General features: G+C 67.9%; 18 protein-coding genes. 12 read left to right on the top strand and 6 right to left on the bottom strand.

Going from position 1 to position 19,395, the window contains the following annotated elements; all coding sequences use genetic code 11:
* Nucleotides 1–5: 5 nt before the first annotated feature.
* Both ABSY19_RS16315 and ABSY19_RS16310 read right to left on the bottom strand, forming a co-directional pair.
* Nucleotides 6–1,535 (bottom strand): BCCT family transporter, encoded by a 1,530-nt coding sequence (locus ABSY19_RS16315; protein WP_382153444.1) that lies wholly within the window; start codon nucleotides 1,533–1,535, stop codon nucleotides 6–8.
* 13 nt (nucleotides 1,536–1,548) lie between these two features.
* Nucleotides 1,549–2,046, bottom strand: coding sequence for a MarR family winged helix-turn-helix transcriptional regulator (locus tag ABSY19_RS16310; RefSeq protein WP_382153441.1), 498 nt, complete (start codon nucleotides 2,044–2,046; stop codon nucleotides 1,549–1,551).
* A 96-nt stretch (nucleotides 2,047–2,142) separates the two neighbouring features.
* Here ABSY19_RS16310 and ABSY19_RS16305 point away from each other — a divergent pair, with 96 nt between their 5' ends.
* From ABSY19_RS16305 to ABSY19_RS16295, 3 genes are all read left to right on the top strand, one after another.
* Nucleotides 2,143–3,111, top strand: a complete 969-nt coding sequence (locus tag ABSY19_RS16305) for a Bug family tripartite tricarboxylate transporter substrate binding protein (protein ID WP_382153437.1) — start codon at nucleotides 2,143–2,145, stop codon at nucleotides 3,109–3,111.
* A gap of 172 nt (nucleotides 3,112–3,283) precedes the next feature.
* The gene (locus tag ABSY19_RS16300) at nucleotides 3,284–4,249 is read left to right on the top strand and encodes a Bug family tripartite tricarboxylate transporter substrate binding protein (protein WP_382153434.1); all 966 of its coding nucleotides are present in this window, start codon (nucleotides 3,284–3,286) and stop codon (nucleotides 4,247–4,249) included.
* Between the two features lie 7 nt (nucleotides 4,250–4,256).
* Entirely contained in the window at nucleotides 4,257–5,594 is a 1,338-nt protein-coding gene (locus ABSY19_RS16295; protein ID WP_382153431.1) for a sulfatase, read from the top strand.
* Here the strand turns inward: ABSY19_RS16295 and ABSY19_RS16290 are convergent.
* Together ABSY19_RS16290 and ABSY19_RS16285 are read right to left on the bottom strand one after the other, a co-directional pair.
* The gene (locus ABSY19_RS16290; protein ID WP_382153428.1) at nucleotides 5,564–6,292 is read right to left on the bottom strand and encodes a hypothetical protein; all 729 of its coding nucleotides are present in this window, start codon (nucleotides 6,290–6,292) and stop codon (nucleotides 5,564–5,566) included. The two genes, ABSY19_RS16295 and ABSY19_RS16290, sit on opposite strands and share 31 nt — an antisense overlap.
* A gap of 158 nt (nucleotides 6,293–6,450) precedes the next feature.
* On the bottom strand, nucleotides 6,451–7,365 hold the full coding sequence (locus tag ABSY19_RS16285; RefSeq protein ID WP_382153425.1) for a LysR substrate-binding domain-containing protein: 915 nt from the start codon (nucleotides 7,363–7,365) through the stop codon (nucleotides 6,451–6,453).
* 129 nt (nucleotides 7,366–7,494) lie between these two features.
* Here ABSY19_RS16285 and ABSY19_RS16280 point away from each other — a divergent pair, with 129 nt between their 5' ends.
* From ABSY19_RS16280 to ABSY19_RS16245, 8 genes are read left to right on the top strand one after another with little or no spacing between them, the layout of a single operon-like run.
* Nucleotides 7,495–8,475, top strand: a complete 981-nt coding sequence (locus ABSY19_RS16280; RefSeq protein ID WP_382153422.1) for a tripartite tricarboxylate transporter substrate binding protein — start codon at nucleotides 7,495–7,497, stop codon at nucleotides 8,473–8,475.
* 7 nt (nucleotides 8,476–8,482) lie between these two features.
* On the top strand, nucleotides 8,483–8,971 hold the full coding sequence (locus ABSY19_RS16275) for a tripartite tricarboxylate transporter TctB family protein (RefSeq protein ID WP_382153419.1): 489 nt from the start codon (nucleotides 8,483–8,485) through the stop codon (nucleotides 8,969–8,971).
* Nucleotides 8,968–10,473 carry a tripartite tricarboxylate transporter permease gene (locus tag ABSY19_RS16270; protein WP_382153416.1) on the top strand — a complete coding sequence of 502 codons (1,506 nt, stop codon included), beginning with the start codon at nucleotides 8,968–8,970 and terminating at the stop codon, nucleotides 10,471–10,473. Before ABSY19_RS16275 ends, ABSY19_RS16270 begins: the two co-directional genes overlap by 4 nt.
* 35 nt (nucleotides 10,474–10,508) lie before the next feature.
* Nucleotides 10,509–11,555, top strand: a complete 1,047-nt coding sequence (locus ABSY19_RS16265; RefSeq protein WP_382153413.1) for a Rieske 2Fe-2S domain-containing protein — start codon at nucleotides 10,509–10,511, stop codon at nucleotides 11,553–11,555.
* On the top strand, nucleotides 11,552–12,505 hold the full coding sequence (locus ABSY19_RS16260) for a PDR/VanB family oxidoreductase (RefSeq protein WP_382153410.1): 954 nt from the start codon (nucleotides 11,552–11,554) through the stop codon (nucleotides 12,503–12,505). Before ABSY19_RS16265 ends, ABSY19_RS16260 begins: the two co-directional genes overlap by 4 nt.
* A gap of 10 nt (nucleotides 12,506–12,515) precedes the next feature.
* Nucleotides 12,516–13,274, top strand: coding sequence for an SDR family oxidoreductase (locus ABSY19_RS16255; protein ID WP_382153407.1), 759 nt, complete (start codon nucleotides 12,516–12,518; stop codon nucleotides 13,272–13,274).
* Complete coding sequence (locus ABSY19_RS16250) at nucleotides 13,271–14,704, top strand: NAD-dependent succinate-semialdehyde dehydrogenase (RefSeq protein WP_382153404.1); 1,434 nt, start codon at nucleotides 13,271–13,273, stop codon at nucleotides 14,702–14,704. Before ABSY19_RS16255 ends, ABSY19_RS16250 begins: the two co-directional genes overlap by 4 nt.
* Nucleotides 14,705–14,733: 29 nt before the next feature.
* The gene (locus tag ABSY19_RS16245) at nucleotides 14,734–16,419 is read left to right on the top strand and encodes a SulP family inorganic anion transporter (protein ID WP_382153401.1); all 1,686 of its coding nucleotides are present in this window, start codon (nucleotides 14,734–14,736) and stop codon (nucleotides 16,417–16,419) included.
* A 16-nt stretch (nucleotides 16,420–16,435) separates the two neighbouring features.
* Here ABSY19_RS16245 and ABSY19_RS16240 read toward each other — a convergent pair whose 3' ends face one another.
* Nucleotides 16,436–16,927, bottom strand: coding sequence for a DsrE family protein (locus tag ABSY19_RS16240; RefSeq protein ID WP_382153398.1), 492 nt, complete (start codon nucleotides 16,925–16,927; stop codon nucleotides 16,436–16,438).
* A 165-nt stretch (nucleotides 16,928–17,092) separates the two neighbouring features.
* Between ABSY19_RS16240 and ABSY19_RS16235 the strand changes: the two genes are divergently transcribed.
* Entirely contained in the window at nucleotides 17,093–17,566 is a 474-nt protein-coding gene (locus ABSY19_RS16235) for an acyl-CoA thioesterase (RefSeq protein WP_382153395.1), read from the top strand.
* 62 nt (nucleotides 17,567–17,628) lie between these two features.
* On the opposite strand, the gene ABSY19_RS16230 is transcribed toward ABSY19_RS16235, so the two are convergent.
* A complete protein-coding gene (locus ABSY19_RS16230; RefSeq protein WP_382153392.1) occupies nucleotides 17,629–19,341 on the bottom strand; it encodes a hypothetical protein in 1,713 nt (570 codons plus the stop codon).
* Nucleotides 19,342–19,395 lie beyond the last annotated feature (54 nt).

Below are 19,395 nucleotides of genomic sequence, written 5' to 3'. Positions count from 1 at the left end.
TTGTCTCAAGGCGCGCGCGGCGGCTCCACCAAGTCGCGCATGCGCCGGCGCAGCGCGCGCTCGCGCCGCTGCTCTTCGTTCCAGTCGTCGCGCACGCCGCGCCACAGGGCGATGGCCATCAGCACGATCACCACGGTGAAAGGCAACGCGAACACGATGGTGGCGGTCTGCACGGCCTTGAGGCCGCCGGCCAGCAGCAGGCTGATGGCAATGCCCGAGATCAGCAGGCCCCAGGCGATCTTCACGCGCGCGCCGGGGTTCTCCTGCCCACCGGTGCTCATCATGCCCAGCACCAGCGTGGCCGAGTCACCCGAGGTGACGAAGAACAGCAGCACCAGCAGCGTGGCCACGCCGGACAGGAGCCCGCTCATGGGCAAAGCGTCGAACAGGGCGAACAGCGCCGTAGCCACATCGGCGTTGACCGCCTCCGCAATAGGCACCCCCTGCATGATCTGCAGGTGCAGCGCGGCGCCACCGAACACCGAGAACCAGATGAATGCCGCCAGCGAAGGGGCCAGCGCCGTACCCAGGATGAACTCGCGGATCGTGCGGCCGCGCGAGACGCGCGCGATGAACAGCCCCACGAAGGGCGACCAGCTCACCCACCAGGCCCAGTAGAAGATGGTCCAGCCACCCACCCAGGTGCTGTCGCGAAACGGTGTCATGCGCAGGCTCATGCGCACCAGTTCGCTGACGTAGCTGCCCAGCGTGCTCGTGAACGTGTCGATGATGACCACGGTGGGGCCGAGCACGAAAACGGACAGGGCCAGCAAGGTCGCGAGCACGAGGTTGATGTTGGAGAGCCACTTGATGCCCTTGGCGACGCCCGTGACAGCCGAGGCCAGGAACAGCACCGTGGTCACCACGATGATGCCGACCTGCGAGGCATCGCCCACCGGCACGCCGAGCAGCGCGTTGAGGCCGCTGTTGATCTGCAAGGCACCCATGCCCAGCGAGGCCGCCACCCCGAAGGCCGTGGCAATCACGGCAAGCACGTTGACCAGCGGCCCCATCCGGCTCACGAAAGTCCAGGGCAAGGCCTGTATGGCCGTGCTCACCAGTGCGGAACCTCCCTTGCGGAACTGAAAGAAGGCGATCGCCAGGGCCACCATGCTGTACACCGCCCAGGGGTGCAGTCCCCAATGGAAAAAGCTGTAGCGCATGGCCGCATTGGCGGCCTCCGGCGTGCGCGCCGCGATGCCGGGCGGCGGCGTGCCGTAGTGCGAGATCGGCTCGGCCACGCCCCAGAACACCAGACCGATGCCCATGCCGGCCGCGAACAGCATGGCGAACCAGCTGCCGATGGAGAACTCGGGTTCATCGTCCTCGCCACCGAGCTTGAGATCGCCATAGCGGCTGAACGCCAGCACCAGCGCGAACAACACCAGGCCCAGCACCACCCATAGGTAGAGCCAGCCGAAGTCGCGCGTGATGACCGCCAGCGCACCCTGGAACAGCACGTCCAGGGAATCGGGGGCGATGACGCCCCACAGAACGATGGCCAGGATCACGCCGGCCGAAACGATGAGTTGCATGAAAGGGTCCTCCTCAATCTCCACCGTCCTGCGGTGTCGGGGTCTCGGGCCGGGCCGCCACCATGCGGCCGGCCTGGGCCTGCAGGGCATCCACCATGGCGTCGAGCTGTTCGAGCCGAGGGCCATCGAGATCGGCCACCAGCTCGCGGTTGATCGCCGCCACGCGCGGGTAGATCTCACCATACAGCCGCCGGCCCTCGTCGGTCAGGAAAACGTGCACCTCGCGCCGGTCCGACGGGCGAGGCTGGCGCACCACGAGTTTCTTGGCCGCCAGCGTGCTCAGGGTGCGCGAGGTGCGCGCGCGGTCGAGCATGGCGTGTTCGGCCAGCTGGGACGAGAGCGCGCCCTCGCGCTCGGCCAGGAAGGACAGGATGCGCCACTCGCGCCGCGTGATGCCGAATTCGCTCTCGCACATGTGCACCACCAGCCGCCCGGCGGTGGTGTGGATGCGGTAGAGCCGGTACAGCAGCAGGTCGGCCTGCCGCTGCGGCGCCGTGATTCGGTTGCTCATCAGGGAAAACACCCGCAATGATTGATTTCTGCAATTGATTGTCGCTGCATAGGATGCTGGGTTGCTCGGGAAAATTTTCCCCTCTGGAGACCCACCATGACCCCCCGCCGACGGCTGCTGTTGTCCCTCACCGCCGCGCTTGCCGCGTCCACCGCCCTGCCGGCCCACGCGCAGGCCCTCGAAGGCCCCCTGCGCGTGGTGGTGCCTTACGCGCCGGGTGGTTCGTCCGACCGCGTGGCGCGCCTGGTGGCCGACAAGCTCGGGCCCAAGCTGGGCCTGACCGTGGTGGTGGAGAACCGCACCGGCGGCGGTGGGCGCATCGCGGCCCAGCAGCTCAAGGCCACGCCGGCCCACCAGAACGTGCTGCTGCTGGCCAACCCGGCGCTGATGCTGGTCGCGCCGCTGGTGTTCAAGGACGCGGGCTACGACCCCGACAAGGATTTCCAGCCGGTGTCGCAGGCCAGCAGCTACGAGTTCGCGGTGGCGGTGGGTGCGGGTGTGCCGGTGCGCGAACTCAACCACCTGCTGGCTTGGCTGCGCGCCAACCCCGAGCAGGCCAACTTCGGCGTGCCGGCCACTGGCAGCCTGCCGCACTTCTTCGGCCTCATGGTGGGCGAGAAGGCGGGCGTGAAGGCCCAGGTGGTGGGCTACCGGGGCTCCGGTCCGCTGCTGGCCGACCTGATGGGCGGGCAGGTGCCGGTGGCCTTCGACACCTTCGACACCCTGCTGCCGCAGCACGAGGCCGGCAAGATCCGCATCCTCGCCGTCTCCAGCGCCAAGCGCTCGCCCTTCGCGCCCGCCATCCCCACCTTCAAGGAAGCCGGGCTGGACCTCGGCGCCGACGGCTGGAACACCTTCTTCGCCCCCGCCAGCATGCCCGCGGCCCGCGCGGCACAGCTCGGCCAGGCGATCCGCGAGGTCATGCAGGACCCCGAAACCGTGCGCCGCTTCAACGACGCGCGCCTGGGCCCGGTGGCCAGCACGCCCGAGCAGACGCGCCGCATGCTCGCGGCCTACCGCGCTCAATGGGCCCCCGTGGTGCAGAAGTCCGGGTATCAGCCGTGAACACCCCCCTGCGCCGCTGCGCGGCTTCCCCCCTCCGTGGCGCGCCTTCGGCGCTTCGAGGGGGGACGGCATCTCGGGCCGGCGCAGCCGGACCCTGGATGCCCCTGGTGGGCGCTGTTTCGGTTCATCCTGCACGGGAAAAACCAATTTCCTCTTTCTTTTTATCTGTCCCATGAAGATCCCTGCCCTTCGCCTCGCCCTCGCCCTGCTCACGGCCACCGCCGTTCCCTTCGCCGCCGCCCAGGACGGCTACCCGAGCAAGCCGGTGCGCTTCGTCAACAACTTCCCCGCCGGCGGCCCGTCCGACCTGCTGGCCCGCTCCGTGGCCGCGGTGCTGCAGGAAACGCTCAAGCAGCCCTTCGTGGTGGAGAACAAGGCCGGCGTGGCCGGCAACATCGGCGCGGCCGACGTGGCGCGCGCGCCGGCCGACGGTTACACCGTGCTGTTCGGCATCGACACCACCTTCACCGTCAACCCCCACCTCTACGGCAACATGCCGTTCAAGCGCGGCGACCTCAAGCCCCTGGTGGTGATGGCCTCTTCCGGCCTGCTGGTGGGCGTGAACCCGGCCACCGGCATCAAGAACCTGGCCGGCATGGTCGAGATGGCCAAGACCAAGGGGCTGAATTTCAGTTCGGCCGGCAGCGGCAGCCCGGGCCACCTCGCGGTGGAGGTCATCAAGGAAGCCACGCGGGCGAAGATCATCCACGTGCCCTACCGCGGCAACACGCCGGCCGTCACCGCCGTGCTCTCGGGCGAGGTCGACGGGGGCGTGCTCGCCACGCCCGGCATGCTGCCGCACGTGCAGACCGGCAAGATCACCGCGCTGGCCGTCACCAGCCGCCAGCGCTCGCGCCTGGCGCCCGAGCTGCCCACGGTGGCCGAAGCCGGCCTCAAGAGCCTGGAGCAGGAGGTGCTCTACATCGTGATGGTGCCCGCCGCCACCCCCGACGCGGTGGCGCAGACGCTGCAGAAGGGCATCGTGGACGCGCTCAAGCGGCCCGACGTCCAGGCCCGCATGACCCACCTGGACCTGTTCTTCGAAGGCCTGACCGGCGCGCAGGCCAGCCAGCGCCTGGACGCGCTGTACAACCGCTACGGCCCGATCGTCAAAGCCACCGGCATGAAGGTGGAGTGAGCACACCATGACCTCAACGCAGCAACGCCCCAACCTCATCTACATCGTCTGCGACGACCTCGGCTACGCCGACCTCGGCTGCTACGGCGGGCGCGAGGCCGACTTCGGCGCCGTCTCGCCGCACATCGACCGCCTGGCCGCCGGCGGCGTGAAATTCACCCAGGGCTACGCCAATTCGCCGGTGTGCTCGCCCACGCGCTTCGCGCTCATCACCATGCGCTACCAGTACCGGCTGCGCGGCGCGATGGAAGAGCCCATCAACAGCCGCAGCAAGGGCAGCACCACGCTGGGCCTGCCGCCCGAGGTGCCCACCTTGCCGTCGCTGCTGAAGAAGGCCGGTTACCACACGGCCCTCATCGGCAAATGGCACCTGGGCTACCCGCCCTCGTTCGGCCCGCGCCGCTCGGGCTACGACGAGTTTTTCGGCATCATGGCCGGCGGCGTGGATTACTTCACCCACTGCTCGTCCAGCGGCGAACACGACCTCTACATCGACGAGCAGGAGCACCACGAGGTGGGCTACCTCACCGACGTGCTGTCGCAGCGCGCGGTGGACCACGTGCGCCAGCGCGCGGCCGACGCGAAAGCCGGCCAGCCCTTCCTGCTCAGCCTGCACTACACCGCGCCGCACTGGCCCTGGGAAACGCGCGACGACGCGCACGTGGCCTCGGACGTGGCGAAGAACCTGTTCCACCTGCACGGCGGCGACGTGCAGACCTACCGCCGCATGATCCACCACATGGACGAAGGCATCGGCCGCCTCATGGCCGCGCTGCGCGAAGAGGGGCTGGAAGAGAACACCCTGATCGTCTTCACCAGCGACAACGGCGGCGAGCGTTTCTCGGACAACTGGCCGCTGGTGGGCGGCAAGATGGACCTGACCGAAGGCGGCATCCGCGTGCCCTGGATCGCGCACTGGCCCGCCGCCATTCCCGCCGGTACGGTGAGCACCCAGCACTGCATGACCATGGACTGGTCGGCCACCCTGCTCGAAGCCGGCGGCGGCCAGGCCGACCCGGACTGGCCCCTGGACGGCGTGAGCCTGCTCCAGGTGCTGCGCGACCCCGCGCAGCGCTTCGAGCGCCCACTCTACTGGCGCATGAACCACCGGGGCCAGCGCGCGCTGCGCGAGGGCGACTGGAAATACCTGCAGGTGGATGGGCACGAGTACCTGTTCAACATCGGCAAGGACGAGCGCGAGCGCGCCAACCTCGCCGCGCGCGAGCCCGAGCGGCTGGCGCGCATGCGCGAACAGTGGGTGAGCTGGAACGAGAGCGTGCCGCCGATCCCGGCGGACGCTGGCGTCAGCCTGGGCTACTCGGCCAAGGACATGCCGCAGCGCTGAGCCGGCAGCAGAGGTTCTTCCCTCAGGCCGAACAGGTCCAGCTGCCAGCTCGCCTCGTTGGCGATTCTCGACAGCACGTCGCGGATGCAGGGATACGCATCTGCAGGCAGCAGGCCCTGGAGCCTGGCGATGCGCTGCACGCATTCGCGGAGCTGTTCACCGCCCATGGGGCCGAGCTGAAGCACGGCGATGTCCACCACTTCGATGCGGTCCAGCGGCCCGATGGACGGGTCGTCGCACAAGGACTGGAACTCCATCCGGAAGCCATGGGACAGCCAGGACTCCTCCTGCGCCTGCGCCTTCAGGTGTTTCAACAGCGCCCGGAGCCGGGCGACGATGGCCTCAGGGGCGTCGGGGACGCCCGACCGCTCGGAGCAGAAAAACGCGTGCAGGGCCACCCCGGTGGCACGGGCGCGCGGCCAGGGCAAGGCCAGGTGCGCGACCGACGGGGGCAGTGCCTCACCCCGACCCATCAGGTACCGGGCGATCGAGGGCCACTCGCCGTCGGGGATGCGCCCCTCCCCGTGCTGCCGCATCAGGGCGCTCAGGAATCCCCGGAGCTGGTCGTTGGCGACGAGGGCATCGGCCTGTTGCGGCGGCTCGAACGCCGGGCGCGGTGGCAAACGGGCGGCAGGACCGGCATCGGCCTGCGCGGGGGCAAGGGCACCGTGAAAACGGCTGATGAGGCTTGAGAACATGGCACGGCTCCTCGAAGCGAAGCGGATCGACAGGGTTCGCTGTGAGTGACCGGCCTTTTCGCAGCGGTTCGCGCCGCGTGTCCGCTCGCGCAGAATCAGGCACGAGGCGATGGATCGCGAGCACGAACCGCAGGCGCCTGACCAACGGTCGGCCGTGCTCAGCCCGGCCGTGGCGAGCGCCGCTCGGCCAGCGCCACGTGCTGGATCCAGCCGATCAGTTCGCGCGCGGCAGGCGTCAGCGGCAGATCGTGCCGGCGCAGCACGCAGATGGTCGGGCTGGGCATCGCTTCCTGAATCGGAACGATGCACAGGCCGTCGCGGAACGCGTTCATCTCGAACAGGGTGCGCGGCATGGTCGAGACCATCTGCGAATGCACCACCACGCCAGGCAAGGCGAGAAAAGACTCGCACACCATGCCCAACCGGGGCGCACCCAGCCCCTGCCCGGCGAACAGCTCCTCGATCACCGCGCCCGGCCCGCCGGGCGCACTGGAGAGCACCCACTGGCACTCGCGCAACTCGGCCACGCTGGTGGCGCCGGCCAGCGCGTGACCCTTGTGCGCCACGATGACGATGTCGCTCTGGTACAGCGGCTCGGCCACCAGATCGCTCTGCACCTCCTGCCGGTGCGCCGGCGTGATCGCGAAGTCGAGCGTGCCGTCGCGCAGCGCGGGGGTGATGCCGGGGTAGAGCCCGTCGCGCACCGACAGCATCACGCCGGGGTACTTGGCCGAGAACGAGGCCAGGGCCTGCGGCAGGATCGACAACGCGATGGCCGGCGAGGTCGAGAACCGCACCTGCCCCTCCCACAGTCCGCGCAACTGGGCGATCTCGTCCTGCGCCCGCTGGCTCTGGGACACGATCAGGCGCGCATGCCGCATGAAGGCCTGGCCGAAGCTGGTGAAGGTCACGCCCTGCTTGCTGCGCAGCAGCAAGGGGGCCTGCAGCTCTTCCTCGAGCTGCTGCACCGCCGCCGTCAGCGCGGGCTGCGACAAGTGCATGCGGCCCGCCGCCGCCCGGATGCTGCCGAGCTCCTCGATGTCGATCAGCGCTTGCAGGGTCTGCAGTTTCATGGATGCAAGGGTTAGTACTGAGATCTGATTTTCTGATCATAGGTCGGCAAAAGCGATTTGGTCCACGGCACCCACCCTCAATAGCATCCCCTCACGCCTTCCTCACCTCGAACGACTGGAGACACCCCCATGACGACCTCACGCTCTCGCCGCAGCCTCGTCCTGCGCACCACCCTGATCGCCGGCGCCGGCCTGCTGGCCGCCGGGCTGACCCATGCCCAGGCCCGCTACCCGAGCAAGCCCATCGAGGTCATCGTTCCCTGGCCCGCCGGCACCTCGGCCGACGTGGGCATGCGAACCGTCTCGCAGGCGCTGAGCAAACAGCTGCGCGTGCCGGTGCAGGTGATCAACAAACCCGGTGGCCAGGCGGTGATCGGCACGGCCGAGTTCGTCAAGGCCCACCCCGACGGCTACACCCTGGGTTCGATCAACATCGGGCCGGCGGTGTCGCAGGTGATCGCGGGCAACGCGCCCTACACCATGGCCGACATGACGCCGATCGGCATCTACAACGTGTTGCCCTTCGTGGTGGCCACCAAGACCGATGCGCCCTTCAAGACCATGAAGGAGCTGGCCGCCCACGCCAAGGCCAGTGGCAAGGACGTGATCCTGGGCAACTTCGGCCCGGGCGCCGTGCCCACCCAGACCGTGGTGCGCATGGCCGGCACCGATGGCTGGAAAGCCAAGCTCGTGGCCTTCCCCTCGCCGGGCTACACCCAGCTCAACGCGGGCGACGCCGACGTCGTGACCGTCGAGTCGATCAACATCATGGGCCAGGTCAAGGCCGGCAATGCGCGCGTGCTCGTCACCATGACGCCCAAGCGCCTCCCCGCCTTCCCGGACGTGCCGACCGTCAAGGAACTCGGCTACGGCTTCGATGTGTCGATCTGGACCGGCCTGTTCGCCCCCAAGGGCACGCCGCCCGAGATCGTTCAGACCCTGGCCAAGGCGCTGGAGGCGGCGCTGCAGGACCCTGGCGTGAAGGCCTATGCCGAGAAATCGGGCACCTTCTTCGACCACATGTCGCCCGAGCAAACCGCCGCCCTGATTCAGCAGGACACCGCCTGGCTGCGGCCGGTCATGGAATCGCTGGGCCTGGTGAAGAAGTGAGCACACCATGAGCATGCCGGGCGCCGTGGCGCGATGTCTTTCCGTGGCGCTGGGCCTGCTGGCCCTGCTGCTGTCGCTGAACCTGTCTTCCCTGGTCGGGGGCATGGAGCTGGCCCAGCGCTGGTACGAGTCGGCCGGCGCCTTTCCCCTGATCGCCGCCGCCCTGATCGTGTTGGGGGCCCTCTCCCACCTGGCCAGCCTGTGGCACCGCGGCGACCAGGCGCTGGGCGGCGAGGAGGTCGACACCGGCAACGCCCGCGTGGGCGTGGCCGCCGGTGGCCTGCTGCTGTTCGTGCTGCTGGTGCCCGCCGTGCTGCTGGCGGGCTTCGCGCCTGGGGTCGCCGTCTTCCTGCTGGCGGTCACGCGCTGGGCCGGCCTGCCCTGGCGGCGCTCGGCGGTGTTCGCGGTGGTGACGGCCGCGGTGCTGTACCTGGTGTTCGTGCTCGGCTTCAACGTGTGGTTCCCCGAACCCTGGATCGCGGGGTGGACGGCATGAGCTGGCTGGAACCTTTCGTGGGCTTCGCCGGACTGGCCGAACCCGTGGTGCTGCTGGCCATTGCCATCGGCGCCTTCACCGGCATCGTGATCGGCATCCTCCCCGGCATCGGCCCGGGCGTGGCGATCGCCGTGATGCTGCCCCTCACCTACGGCATGAGCCCGCTGGCCGGCATCACGCTGCTGCTGGGCATCTACGTCGGCGCCTACTACGGCGGCGCGGTCACCTCGATCCTGATCCGCACACCGGGCGAAGCGTCCTCGATCATGACCATGTTCGACGGCGCGCCCATGGCCGAGCGCGGCGAGGCCGAGCGTGCCCTCTCGCTGGCCTTCGCCTCGGCATTCATCGGAGGCATCGCGAGCGCGCTGGTGCTGGCCTTCGTGGCCGCACCGATCTCGCAGTTCACCAGCCGCTTCGGCGCAGCCGAGAACTTCATGGCGGCCCTGCTGGCGATCATCTTCATCGCCCGGGCCTACGAACGCCAGCTGGGTGCCGCGGTGATGATGATCGGCGTCGGCCTGCTCGTTGGCACCGTGGGCATCGATCCCACCTCCAACGAACAGCGGTTCACCTTCGACTGGACCGCCTTGCAAAGCGGTCTGCCACTGGTGCCGATGGTGATCGGTCTCTTCGGCATCGCCCAGGCGCTGGTGTTGCTGGCCAGCACGCCCGAGGCGTCGGGCAAACCCCTCGCGGCCTTCGGCAAACCACAGATCGGGCACTTCCTGGAACCCCTGCGCTACCCCCGCACGCTGCTGCGCTCGCTGGGCATCGGCACGGCCATCGGCATCCTGCCCGGCGTGGGTTCGGCCCTGTCGACCACCATGTCCTACTTCGCCGCGCGCCGCGCCTCGAAAGACCCCGACAGCTACGGCAAGGGCAACCCCGAAGGCATCGTGGCCGCCGAGACCGCCAACAACGCCAACAGCGGGGGCGCCATGCTCACGGTGCTCACGCTGGGCATTCCAGGCGACGCCATCACCGCCATCATCATGGGCGTCTTCATCGTGCACGGCATCGTTCCGGGACCGACGCTGTTCGCCGACAAGCCCGACCTGGTCTACGGCATCTTCGCCGGCCTGATCTCGATCAACCTCGCCATCATCCTGATGCTGTTGTTCCTGGCCCGGCCTTTCGCCCGACTGAGCCAGCTCGACCCGCGCTGGCTGGGGGCAGCCATCCTGGCCTTGTGCTTCACCGGCGCCTACTCCACCACCAGCTCCATGTACGGCGTGTGGGTGGCCATGGGCGCAGGCCTGCTCGGCTGGGCTTGCGCGCTGGGCCGTTTGCCCGTGATCCCCCTGGTGCTCGGTCTGGTGCTCGGCGACATCCTCGAATCCACCCTGCGCCAGACGCTCACCGTGTCCTCGGGCGACTGGTCCATCTTCCTGCACCGCCCCATCGCGGCCGTGCTGCTGCTGTGCTGCGCCCTGGCCGTGCTGCAACCGCTGCTGCGCCAGTTCAAGCAAGGACTGCGCGCGCGTGAAGCCCGCAGCTGAACCACTTCGCCGAATCAAGACAAGAAGGAAACCCCATGTTCATCCGCAACGCCTGGTACGTGGCCGCCTGGGACATCGAAGTCCCCGCCGAGGGCCTGTTCGAACGCACGCTGCTCAACGAGCCCGTGCTGCTCTACCGCGACAGCCTGGGCCGCGCCGTGGCCCTGGAAAACCGCTGCTGCCACCGCGCCGCTCCCCTGCACCTGGGGCGCAGGGAAGGCGACTGCGTGCGCTGCATGTACCACGGCCTCAAGTTCGACCCCACCGGTGCCTGTGTGGAGATCCCCGGCCAGGACCTGGTGCCCCCCAAGGTCTGCGTGCGCAGCTACCCGGTGGTGGAGCGCAACCGACTGGTCTGGATCTGGATGGGCGACCCCGCCCTGGCCGATGCGGCCGACATCGTCGACTTCTTCTGGCACGACTCGCCCGAATGGCGCATGAAGCCCGGCTACATCCACTACCAGGCCAACTACAAGCTGATCGTCGACAACCTGCTGGACTTCACCCACCTGGCCTGGGTGCACCCCACCACGCTGGGCACCAGCAGCGCGGCCGACCTCAAGCCGCGGATCGAGCGCGACACGCAGGGCAACGGCACCCTGACCATCACCCGCTGGTACCTCGACGACGAGATGCCCAACCTGCACAAGCGGGTCGCCCGTTTCGAAGGCAAGGTGGACCGCTGGCAGATCTACCAATGGTCGCCGCCCGCGCTGCTGCGCATGGACGCCGGCTCGGCCCCGGCCGGCTCGGGTGCACCCCAGGGCACGCGCGTGCCCCAAGCCCTGCAGTTCCGCCACACCTCGATCCAGACGCCCGAGACGGAGCACACCAGCCACTACTGGTTCTGCCAGGCGCGCGACTTCGAACTCGACAACGACGCCATGACCGAACAGATCTACCGGGACGTGGTGGTGGCCTTCGAGGAAGACCGCACCATGATCGAAGCGCAGCAGAAGGTCATCCAGCTCGCGCCCAACCGTCCGATGATCCCGATCGCGGCCGACGCCGGCCTGAACCAGGCCCGCTGGCTGATCGACCGGCTGAGCAAGGCCGAGGCCGGCGCGCCCCCCGCCCCATGAGCACCGGCACCGACGTCCTCGTGAGTGCGGTGCGGGCCGTGGCCCGCGACGTGCTCGCGGTCGAACTCCGGCAGCCGGGCGGGGCGCCGCTGCCCGGCGCCTGCGCGGGCGCGCACATCGACCTTTCACTGCCCAATGGCCTCACACGCCAGTACTCGCTGGTCAACGCGCTGGGCGAAGCGCGGCAGACCAGCTACCTCGTGGCGGTGGGGTGGGACAGCGCCAGCCGAGGCGGCTCCCAGTGGGTCCACGAACGGCTGCGCGTCGGCCAGCCCCTGCGGGTCAGTGCACCCCGCAACCTGTTCGCCATGGACCCGGCTCACCACAAGGTGCTGCTGCTGGCCGGCGGCATCGGCATCACCCCCATCTTTGCGATGGCGCAGCAATGCGCTGCGCGGGGACTGGACTGGAACCTGCTGGCCTGCGCCCGCAGCGCCTCGCGACTGGCCTACCGGGACGAGCTCAAGGCCCTGGCCGGCGCGCGATTGCACACCCATTTCGACGACGAGGCCGGCGGCCCGTTGAACCTGGGCGAGCGCCTGGCCGAGGTGCGCCGGGATGCCATCTATGCCTGCGGCCCCGCGCCCATGCTCGACGCCCTCGTGCAAGCCACGGCCCACTGGCCTGCCGGCTCGGTGCGCATGGAACGCTTTCAGGCCGCCCCCGCCGCCGCCGGCGAGCGGCAGGCCTTTGAACTGCGGCTCTCGCGCAGCGGTCTGACCACCACGGTGTCGCCCCACGAAAGCGTGCTCGACGCGCTGGAGCGGCTCGGGGTGGGCCATCCGGCCTCCTGCCGCGAGGGCCTGTGCGGCACCTGCGAGGCCCCGATCCTCGAAGGCCAGGCCCTGCACCTCGATGCGGTGCTCTCACCCCAGGAGCGGGCCGCGCAGCAGCGGCTGATGGTTTGTGTCTCGCGATGCGCCGGCAACCGGCTGGTGCTCGATCTCTAAAGGAAATCCCATGCAACTCCACAACAAGGTCGCCATCGTCACCGGTGGCGCCTCCGGCTTCGGTGCGTCCATTGCGCGGCGACTCGGCCAGCGCGGCGCCGCCGTGATGATCGCCGACCTCAACCTCGAAGGCGCCGAACGCGTCGCCGCCGAACTCCGCGCCGCCGGGATCCAGGCTGCCGCCACGGCCTGCGACGTCGCGAGCGAAGCCGCCTTCCGCGACATGGTGGCGCACACCCGCCAGACGCTCGGCGGCCTGCACATCATGGTCAACAACGCCGGCACCACGCACCGCAACAAACCCGCGCTGGAGGTGACGGAAGACGAGTTCGACCGGGTCTACCGCGTCAACCTCAAAAGCCTCTTCTGGTCCGCGCACTCGGTGCTGCCGGGTTTCGTCGCACAGGGCGAAGGCAGCATCATCAACGTGGCCTCCACCACCGGCGTGCGCCCGGGGCCCGGCCTGACCTGGTACAGCGGCAGCAAAGCCGCCATGATCAACCTCACCAAGGGCCTGGCGCTCGAATTCGCGCGCGCCGGCGTGCGGGTCAACGCCGTCAACCCCATGATCGGCGAGACCGCGATGCTGGGCGACTTCATGGGCATGGAGGACACGCCGCAGAACCGAGAGCGCTTTCTCGCGCGCATTCCGTTGGGACGCTTCACCCGTCCCGACGACGTGGCCTCGGCCGTGGCCTTCCTGGCGTCCGACGAAGCCAGCTACCTCACCGGCGTGTGCCTGGACGTGGATGGGGGACGCAACATATGAGCACCGACCTCTACCGCTGCCCCGACCTGCTGATCGCGGGCACCTGGCGCCGTGGCGCCGGCGCGCACCGCATGCCGGTGGTGAACCCGGCCAACGCCGAGATGCTGGGCGAGCTGGCCCTGGCCAGCGCGCAGGATCTGCAGGACGCGCTGGACGCCACCGGCCCGGCCTTCGAACAATGGCGCCGCGTCCCGGCACACGAACGCTGCGCGCGCCTGGAGCGCGGCGTGGCACGGCTGCGCGAACAGAGCGAGCACATCGCCCGGCTGCTCACGCTGGAGCAGGGCAAGCCCCTGGCCGAGGCGCGCGCCGAATGCGCCATGGCCGCCGACCTGATCAAGTGGTACGCCGAGGAAGCACGGCGCGTGTACGGCCGTGTGATCCCCGCGCGCACCCCCGACAGCCGCATGACGGTGCTCAAATCGCCGGTCGGCCCGGTGGCGGCGTTCTCGCCCTGGAACTTCCCGCTCGTGCTCTCGGCGCGCAAACTGGGCGGCGCCCTCGCCGCCGGTTGCTCGATCATCCTCAAGGGCGCGGAAGAAACGCCAGCCAGCGTCGCCGCCATGGTCGACTGCCTCCACCAGGAACTGCCCCCCGGCGTGTTGCAACTGGTCTATGGCGTGCCAGCCGAGGTCTCGGACACCTTCATCGCCTCACCCACCATCCGCAAGCTGAGCTTCACCGGTTCGGTGCCGGTGGGCCGTCACCTGGCTCAGCAGGCCGGCCGCCACCTCAAGCGCATCACGCTCGAACTCGGCGGCCACGCGCCGGTGATTCTCTGCGAGGACGCGGACCTGGCGCGCGCCGTGCCCCTGCTGGTGGCGCAGAAGTTCCGCAACGCCGGGCAGGCCTGCCTGGCGCCCACGCGCTTCTATGTCGCTCGCCGGCTCTACGGCGACTTCCTCGACGCCTTCTCGCACGCCAGCCAGTCCTTGCGCCTGGGTCCAGGCCTGGACGCCCAGACCCAGATGGGGCCGGTGGCCAACGGCCGACGGCAGGCCGCACTAACGCAGCTGATCGAACGCACCGTGGCCCAGGGCGCGCGCAAGCTCGCCGGCGACGCCCCCGATGCCGGCCACTTCGTGGCACCCACCCTGCTCGCCGACGTGCCGCACGACGCGGCGGCCATGCAGGAGGAGCCGTTCGGCCCGGTGGCCTGCGCGCTGCCGTTCGACACCCTGGACGGCGCCATCGCCATGGCCAATCACAACCCCTACGGCCTGGCCGGCTACCTCTTCACCGACAGCGCGCGCGCCATCCTGGCCGTTTCGGAACGGCTGGAAGTCGGCAGCCTGGCCGTCAACAACCTGGGCGTCTCGGTGCCCGAGGCCCCGTTTGGTGGCGTCAAGGACAGCGGGTACGGCAGCGAGTCGGGCATTGAAGGCATGGAGGCCTTTCTCGACACCCGGTTCCTGCATTGCGCGGCCTGAGCGCGGCCCGGGCCCAGTAGGATCGGGGCATGTCACGTTCCCATCGCCTGTTCCCCTTCCTCCGCTGGCCGCGCCCCGACGCCGCCCTCCTGCGCGGCGAGGCCTTGGCCGGCCTCACCGTCGGCCTCATGGTGATCCCGCAGGGCGTGGCCTACGCCGCGCTGGCGGGCATGCCGCTGGTCACCGGCATCTACGCCTCGCTGCTGCCGGCGCTGATCGCGGTGCTGTTCAGCGCCTCGCCGCGCCTCTCGGTCGGGCCCACCGCGCTCACCTGCCTGCTGGTGGGCGCCTCGCTCAGCGGGTTGGCCGAACCTGGCAGCGCGCAATGGGTGGCGCTGGCGGTGTGGCTCGCCCTGCTCACCGGCCTGCTGCAGATCGCGCTGGGCTTCGCGCGCTTCGGCTGGCTGCTCAACCTCGTGAACTCACCCGTGCTCATGGCCTTCACGCAGGCTGCGGCGGTGCTCATCATCGCCTCGCAACTGCCGGCCCTGCTCGGTTTCGCGGGCTGGGACACGCTGTTCACCCAGCCCAACGTGCACTGGCCTTCGCTGGCCTTCGGTGTGGCCAGCTTCGCGCTGCTGGTGCTGGCGCGCCGCTGGCGGCCGGGCTTTCCGACCGTGCTCACCGTGGTGGTGGCGAGCGCGGCCATCAGCTACGCCGTGGGCTTCGAGGCGCTGGGCGGCGCGGTCATCGGCTCGCTGCCGCAGGGCCTGCCGGCCGCCTACTGGCCCGGCTGGCCGGGTTGGGCCACGCTCGGCCAGCTGGTGGTGCCCACGCTGGTGATCACGCTGGTGAGCTTTCTGGAAACCGCGTCCAGCGCCAAGGTGGACAACGGACAGCGCGGCCAGCGCTGGGACCAGGACCAGGACCTGATCGGCCAGGGCCTGGCCAAGCTGGCCTCGGGCCTGAGCGGCGCCTTCCCCACCAGCTCCTCGTTCTCGCGCTCGGCGCTCAACCTGTACGCGGGCGCCAAGACCGGCTGGGCCACCATCTTCTCGGTGATCGTGGTGCTGATCACCCTGCTGCTGTTCATCCCGCTGCTGCACCACGTGCCGCTGGCGGTGCTGGCCGCCATCGTGCTGGTGGCGGTGATGGGCCTGATCAAGCCGCGCGCCTTCAGCCAGCTGTGGAAGCTCTCGCGCGTGGAGACGGTGATCGCCGGCATCACCTTCGCGGTGACGGTGCTGGCCGCGCCGCGCCTGTACTGGGGCGTGCTGGCGGGCGTGCTCATGGCGCTGTCGCACTTTCTCTATCTGCGGCTGCACCCGCGCATCATCGAAGTGGGCCTGCACCCCGACGGCAGCCTGCGCGACCGCCACCTCTGGAAACTGCCGCCGCTGGCGCCGCGCCTGTATGCGCTGCGCATGGACGCCGCGCTGGACTTCGCCACCGCCAACGGCTTCGAGCGCGCCGTGTCCGAACACATCGCGGCCCACCCCGACACCCGCCACGTGATGCTGATCGCGCACCCGATCAACTGGATCGACGCCACCGGCGCCGAAGCCTTCGGCCGCCTGCGCGAACAGCTCGACGACCAGCGCATCGAACTGCACCTGGTCGGCATCAAGCTGCCGGTGGAAAACGTGTTGCGCCTGGCGGGGCACCTGGAAACAGGGCCGCGCCTGCACCTCTACCGGACCGAGGCCGACGGCCTGCGCGCGGCCGATGCGCTCACCGAGGCGGCGCCCACCGTGCAGGGCGCCGCCCCGGCCTGAGCCGGCCGTCCGTGGCTTACTGCAGTTCGATCGTCTGCTTCACGAGCTCCTCGCGCGTGAGGCGCGGGAAGCTCTCGGCGTACATGTAGCTGTAGCCCTCGTTCTGCCACTTGGCCAGGTCGATCACGGCGGCCGGCACGACGGTGATCACGTCGTAGAACTCGTCGGGCTTGTAACCGCGCGAACGCGCCGCGTTGCTGCACACGCGGATCGTCACGCCCGCGTCCTTCAGCGCCTTGAGTTCCTCGTACATGTCCGGGTAGGCCGCGCGGTTGAGGCGCGAGAAAGCGTGCAGCTCGTTGCCGTGCGCCACGATCACGATGTGCGATCGGGCCGGGTCGCCGTATTCCTTGATCGCGCGCAGGTGGTTCTTGATGTAGCCGAACGCCGCCTTGCCCTCGAGCGGCTTGGCGAAGTTGAAGTCGTACAGCGCTTTCTGAGGGGCGTAACGCGTGCCGTCGAAAGGCGAAGGGTCCTGGGGGCCGGCCCAGGCGGCGGTGCTCAGCAAGGCGGCGAGCGCCAGCGGGACAAAACGGGTGTTGATGATGGTCTCCTGTGGTGGGGGAGCCCGAGGTTAGCTTGAAAATCCGGATATTCGAAACAGCTTCTTTAATGCCTGCAGAATCACCCGCCTGCGCCCCGCTCTTGCGCCAACCGACCCACGGACCGATTCATGGAACTGCCCCGACACCAACTCAGCATGACGGTGCTGATGACCCCCGACACCGCCAACTTCTCGGGCAAGGTGCACGGCGGCACCGTGCTCAAGCTGCTCGACCAGGTGGCCTTCGCCTGCGCCAGCCGCTACGCGGCGTCCTACGTGGTCACGCTCAGCGTGGATCAGGTGATGTTCCGCCAGCCGATCCAGGTGGGTGAACTGCTCACCTTCCTCGCCGCCGTGAACCACACCGGCACCTCGTCGATGGAAGTCGGCATCAAGGTGATCGCGGAGAACATCCGCACCCAGGCGCAGCGGCACGTGAACAGCTGCTTCTTCACCATGATCGCGGTGGACGACCACGGCAAGCCCCAGGCCGTGCCGCCGCTCGAACCCGGCACGCCCGACGAGCACCGCCGGCACGCGGCGGCCACGCTGCGCAAGACCATGCGCCAGGAAATGGAACAGCGCTACGCGGCGATCCGCTGAGAGTGTGGCGCACCGTCAGCGCTTCAATCGGAATTGCAGGGCGATTCGACTCGATCAGTGGTTCAGGTTGGATGCGCTGCGCCTCCCTCAGAAACGTTTCGTTGGTTGTCCCACAGTGCGTTCCAGACGTCCCGGAGACCTCGCCCGATATATGCGAAGAACTGGCCCACCTTCGCAATGCCCTGCTTGATCACGCTGCCGACCTTGACCACGAAGTTGCCGATGGGTTTCAGCACGTTCCGAAAGATGGCACTGCCCACATCAACGAAGAACTGGCCCACCTTCGCAATGCCCTGCTTGATCAGGCTGCCCACCTTGACCACGAAGTTGCCGATGGGTTTCAGCACGTTCCGATAGATGAAGCTGCCCACATCAACGAAGAACTGGCCCACCTTCGCAATGCCCTGCTTGATCAGGCTGCCCACCTTGACCACGAAGTTGCCGATGGGTTTGAGCACGTTCCGATAGATGGCACTGCCCACATCAGCGAAGAACTGGCCCACCTTCGCAATGCCCTGCTTGATCAGGCTGCCCACCTTGACCACGAAGTTGCCGATGGGTTTGAGCACGTTCCGATAGATGGCACTGCCCACATCAGCGAAGAACTGGCCCACCTTCGCAATGCCCTGCTTGATCAGGCTGCCGACCTTGACCACGAAGTTGCCGATGGGTTTGAGCACGTTCCGAAAGATGGCGCTGCCCACATCAGCGAAGAACTGGCCCACCTTCGCAATGCCCTGCTTGATCAGGCTGCCCACCTTGACCACGAAGTTGCCGATGGGTTTCAGCACGTTCCGATAGATGGCACTGCCCACATCAGCGAAGAACTGGCCCACCTTCGCAATGCCCTGCTTGATCAGGCTGCCCACCTTGACCACGAAGTTGCCGATGGGTTTGAGCACGTTCCGAAAGATGGCGCTGCCCACATCAGCGAAGAACTGGCCCACCTTCGCAATGCCCTGCTTGATCAGGCTGCCCACCTTGACCACGAAGTTGCCGATGGGTTTGAGCACGTTCCGAAAGATGGCACTGCCCACATCAGCGAAGAACTGGCCCACCTTCGCAATGCCCTGCTTGATCAGGCTGCCCACCTTGACCACGAAGTTGCCAATCGGCTGTAACACGTTTCTATAGAAGGCACGAAGGCCAAGATAACCGAGATAAATTGGAATGGCTATCGGACTAACAAGGACTGCCAGGATTTTTTCACCCAGACTCCATTTTTTCCAGAGTTGAGATAACGAAGGATTTTTGTGTTCAATCTGATTGACATGGTCCGCCAGATTCTGGATATGGACCTTTTGAACGGGCTCAAGCGTTGCGTCCTTTGCTTCCGCAAGGTCCTTTTCAGCCAAGCTCCGGTCTTGAATCTTTTTCGGGGCGCCTTCCCCATTGCTTTCCTGGTCAAGCCTTAAGCTGAGGCTTCTCTTTATCCCCTCTTCTTTGAAAGAAATATTAAAACCAGCAAAGAAAGAATCGGCCATTTCCGAAGAGTCATTGGACCGCTCACTTGCGGCCTCGGAAATAGACGAGTCGGCATCAGGCAAGTTCTCGTGGACGTATGAACCGAAAGAGTGGTTAGAGACGGTGATATCGATATCTTCTGCGCTCACAGAGGAACCGCTGGCGTTTGACATCGAACTCGTGATCGATTTACTCATGATTTCCAAGCAAGGAGTTTTGAAGGCGAGGGGGACGTCGCTCAATGCTCGAAAGTGAGAAGTCCTCAGCAAAAGTTCTATGCGCAGCGCGCATGAAAACAGCAGCGCCTTCATCCAAATTGCCCTGGACAACCACGGCAAGCCCCACGCCGTCCCAAACCGGCCACG

This window comes from Hydrogenophaga sp. ANAO-22 (genome assembly GCF_042466645.1).
Classification (GTDB): Bacteria; Pseudomonadota; Gammaproteobacteria; order Burkholderiales; family Burkholderiaceae_C; genus Hydrogenophaga.
This window is presented reverse-complemented; position numbering and strand designations above follow the sequence as displayed.

Bases quoted from the DNA above. Each gene is read 5' to 3' on its own strand.
- ABSY19_RS16315 (WP_382153444.1), bottom strand. From the start codon at position 1,535: ATGCAACTCATCGTTTCGGCCGGCGTGATCCTGGCCATCGTTCTGTGG.
- ABSY19_RS16310 (WP_382153441.1), bottom strand. From the start codon at position 2,046: ATGAGCAACCGAATCACGGCGCCGCAGCGGCAGGCCGACCTGCTGCTG.
- ABSY19_RS16305 (WP_382153437.1), top strand. From the start codon at position 2,143: ATGACCCCCCGCCGACGGCTGCTGTTGTCCCTCACCGCCGCGCTTGCC.
- ABSY19_RS16300 (WP_382153434.1), top strand. From the start codon at position 3,284: ATGAAGATCCCTGCCCTTCGCCTCGCCCTCGCCCTGCTCACGGCCACC.
- ABSY19_RS16295 (WP_382153431.1), top strand. From the start codon at position 4,257: ATGACCTCAACGCAGCAACGCCCCAACCTCATCTACATCGTCTGCGAC.
- ABSY19_RS16290 (WP_382153428.1), bottom strand. From the start codon at position 6,292: ATGTTCTCAAGCCTCATCAGCCGTTTTCACGGTGCCCTTGCCCCCGCG.
- ABSY19_RS16285 (WP_382153425.1), bottom strand. From the start codon at position 7,365: ATGAAACTGCAGACCCTGCAAGCGCTGATCGACATCGAGGAGCTCGGC.
- ABSY19_RS16280 (WP_382153422.1), top strand. From the start codon at position 7,495: ATGACGACCTCACGCTCTCGCCGCAGCCTCGTCCTGCGCACCACCCTG.
- ABSY19_RS16275 (WP_382153419.1), top strand. From the start codon at position 8,483: ATGAGCATGCCGGGCGCCGTGGCGCGATGTCTTTCCGTGGCGCTGGGC.
- ABSY19_RS16270 (WP_382153416.1), top strand. From the start codon at position 8,968: ATGAGCTGGCTGGAACCTTTCGTGGGCTTCGCCGGACTGGCCGAACCC.
- ABSY19_RS16265 (WP_382153413.1), top strand. From the start codon at position 10,509: ATGTTCATCCGCAACGCCTGGTACGTGGCCGCCTGGGACATCGAAGTC.
- ABSY19_RS16260 (WP_382153410.1), top strand. From the start codon at position 11,552: ATGAGCACCGGCACCGACGTCCTCGTGAGTGCGGTGCGGGCCGTGGCC.
- ABSY19_RS16255 (WP_382153407.1), top strand. From the start codon at position 12,516: ATGCAACTCCACAACAAGGTCGCCATCGTCACCGGTGGCGCCTCCGGC.
- ABSY19_RS16250 (WP_382153404.1), top strand. From the start codon at position 13,271: ATGAGCACCGACCTCTACCGCTGCCCCGACCTGCTGATCGCGGGCACC.
- ABSY19_RS16245 (WP_382153401.1), top strand. From the start codon at position 14,734: ATGTCACGTTCCCATCGCCTGTTCCCCTTCCTCCGCTGGCCGCGCCCC.
- ABSY19_RS16235 (WP_382153395.1), top strand. From the start codon at position 17,093: ATGGAACTGCCCCGACACCAACTCAGCATGACGGTGCTGATGACCCCC.
- ABSY19_RS16230 (WP_382153392.1), bottom strand. From the start codon at position 19,341: ATGAAGGCGCTGCTGTTTTCATGCGCGCTGCGCATAGAACTTTTGCTG.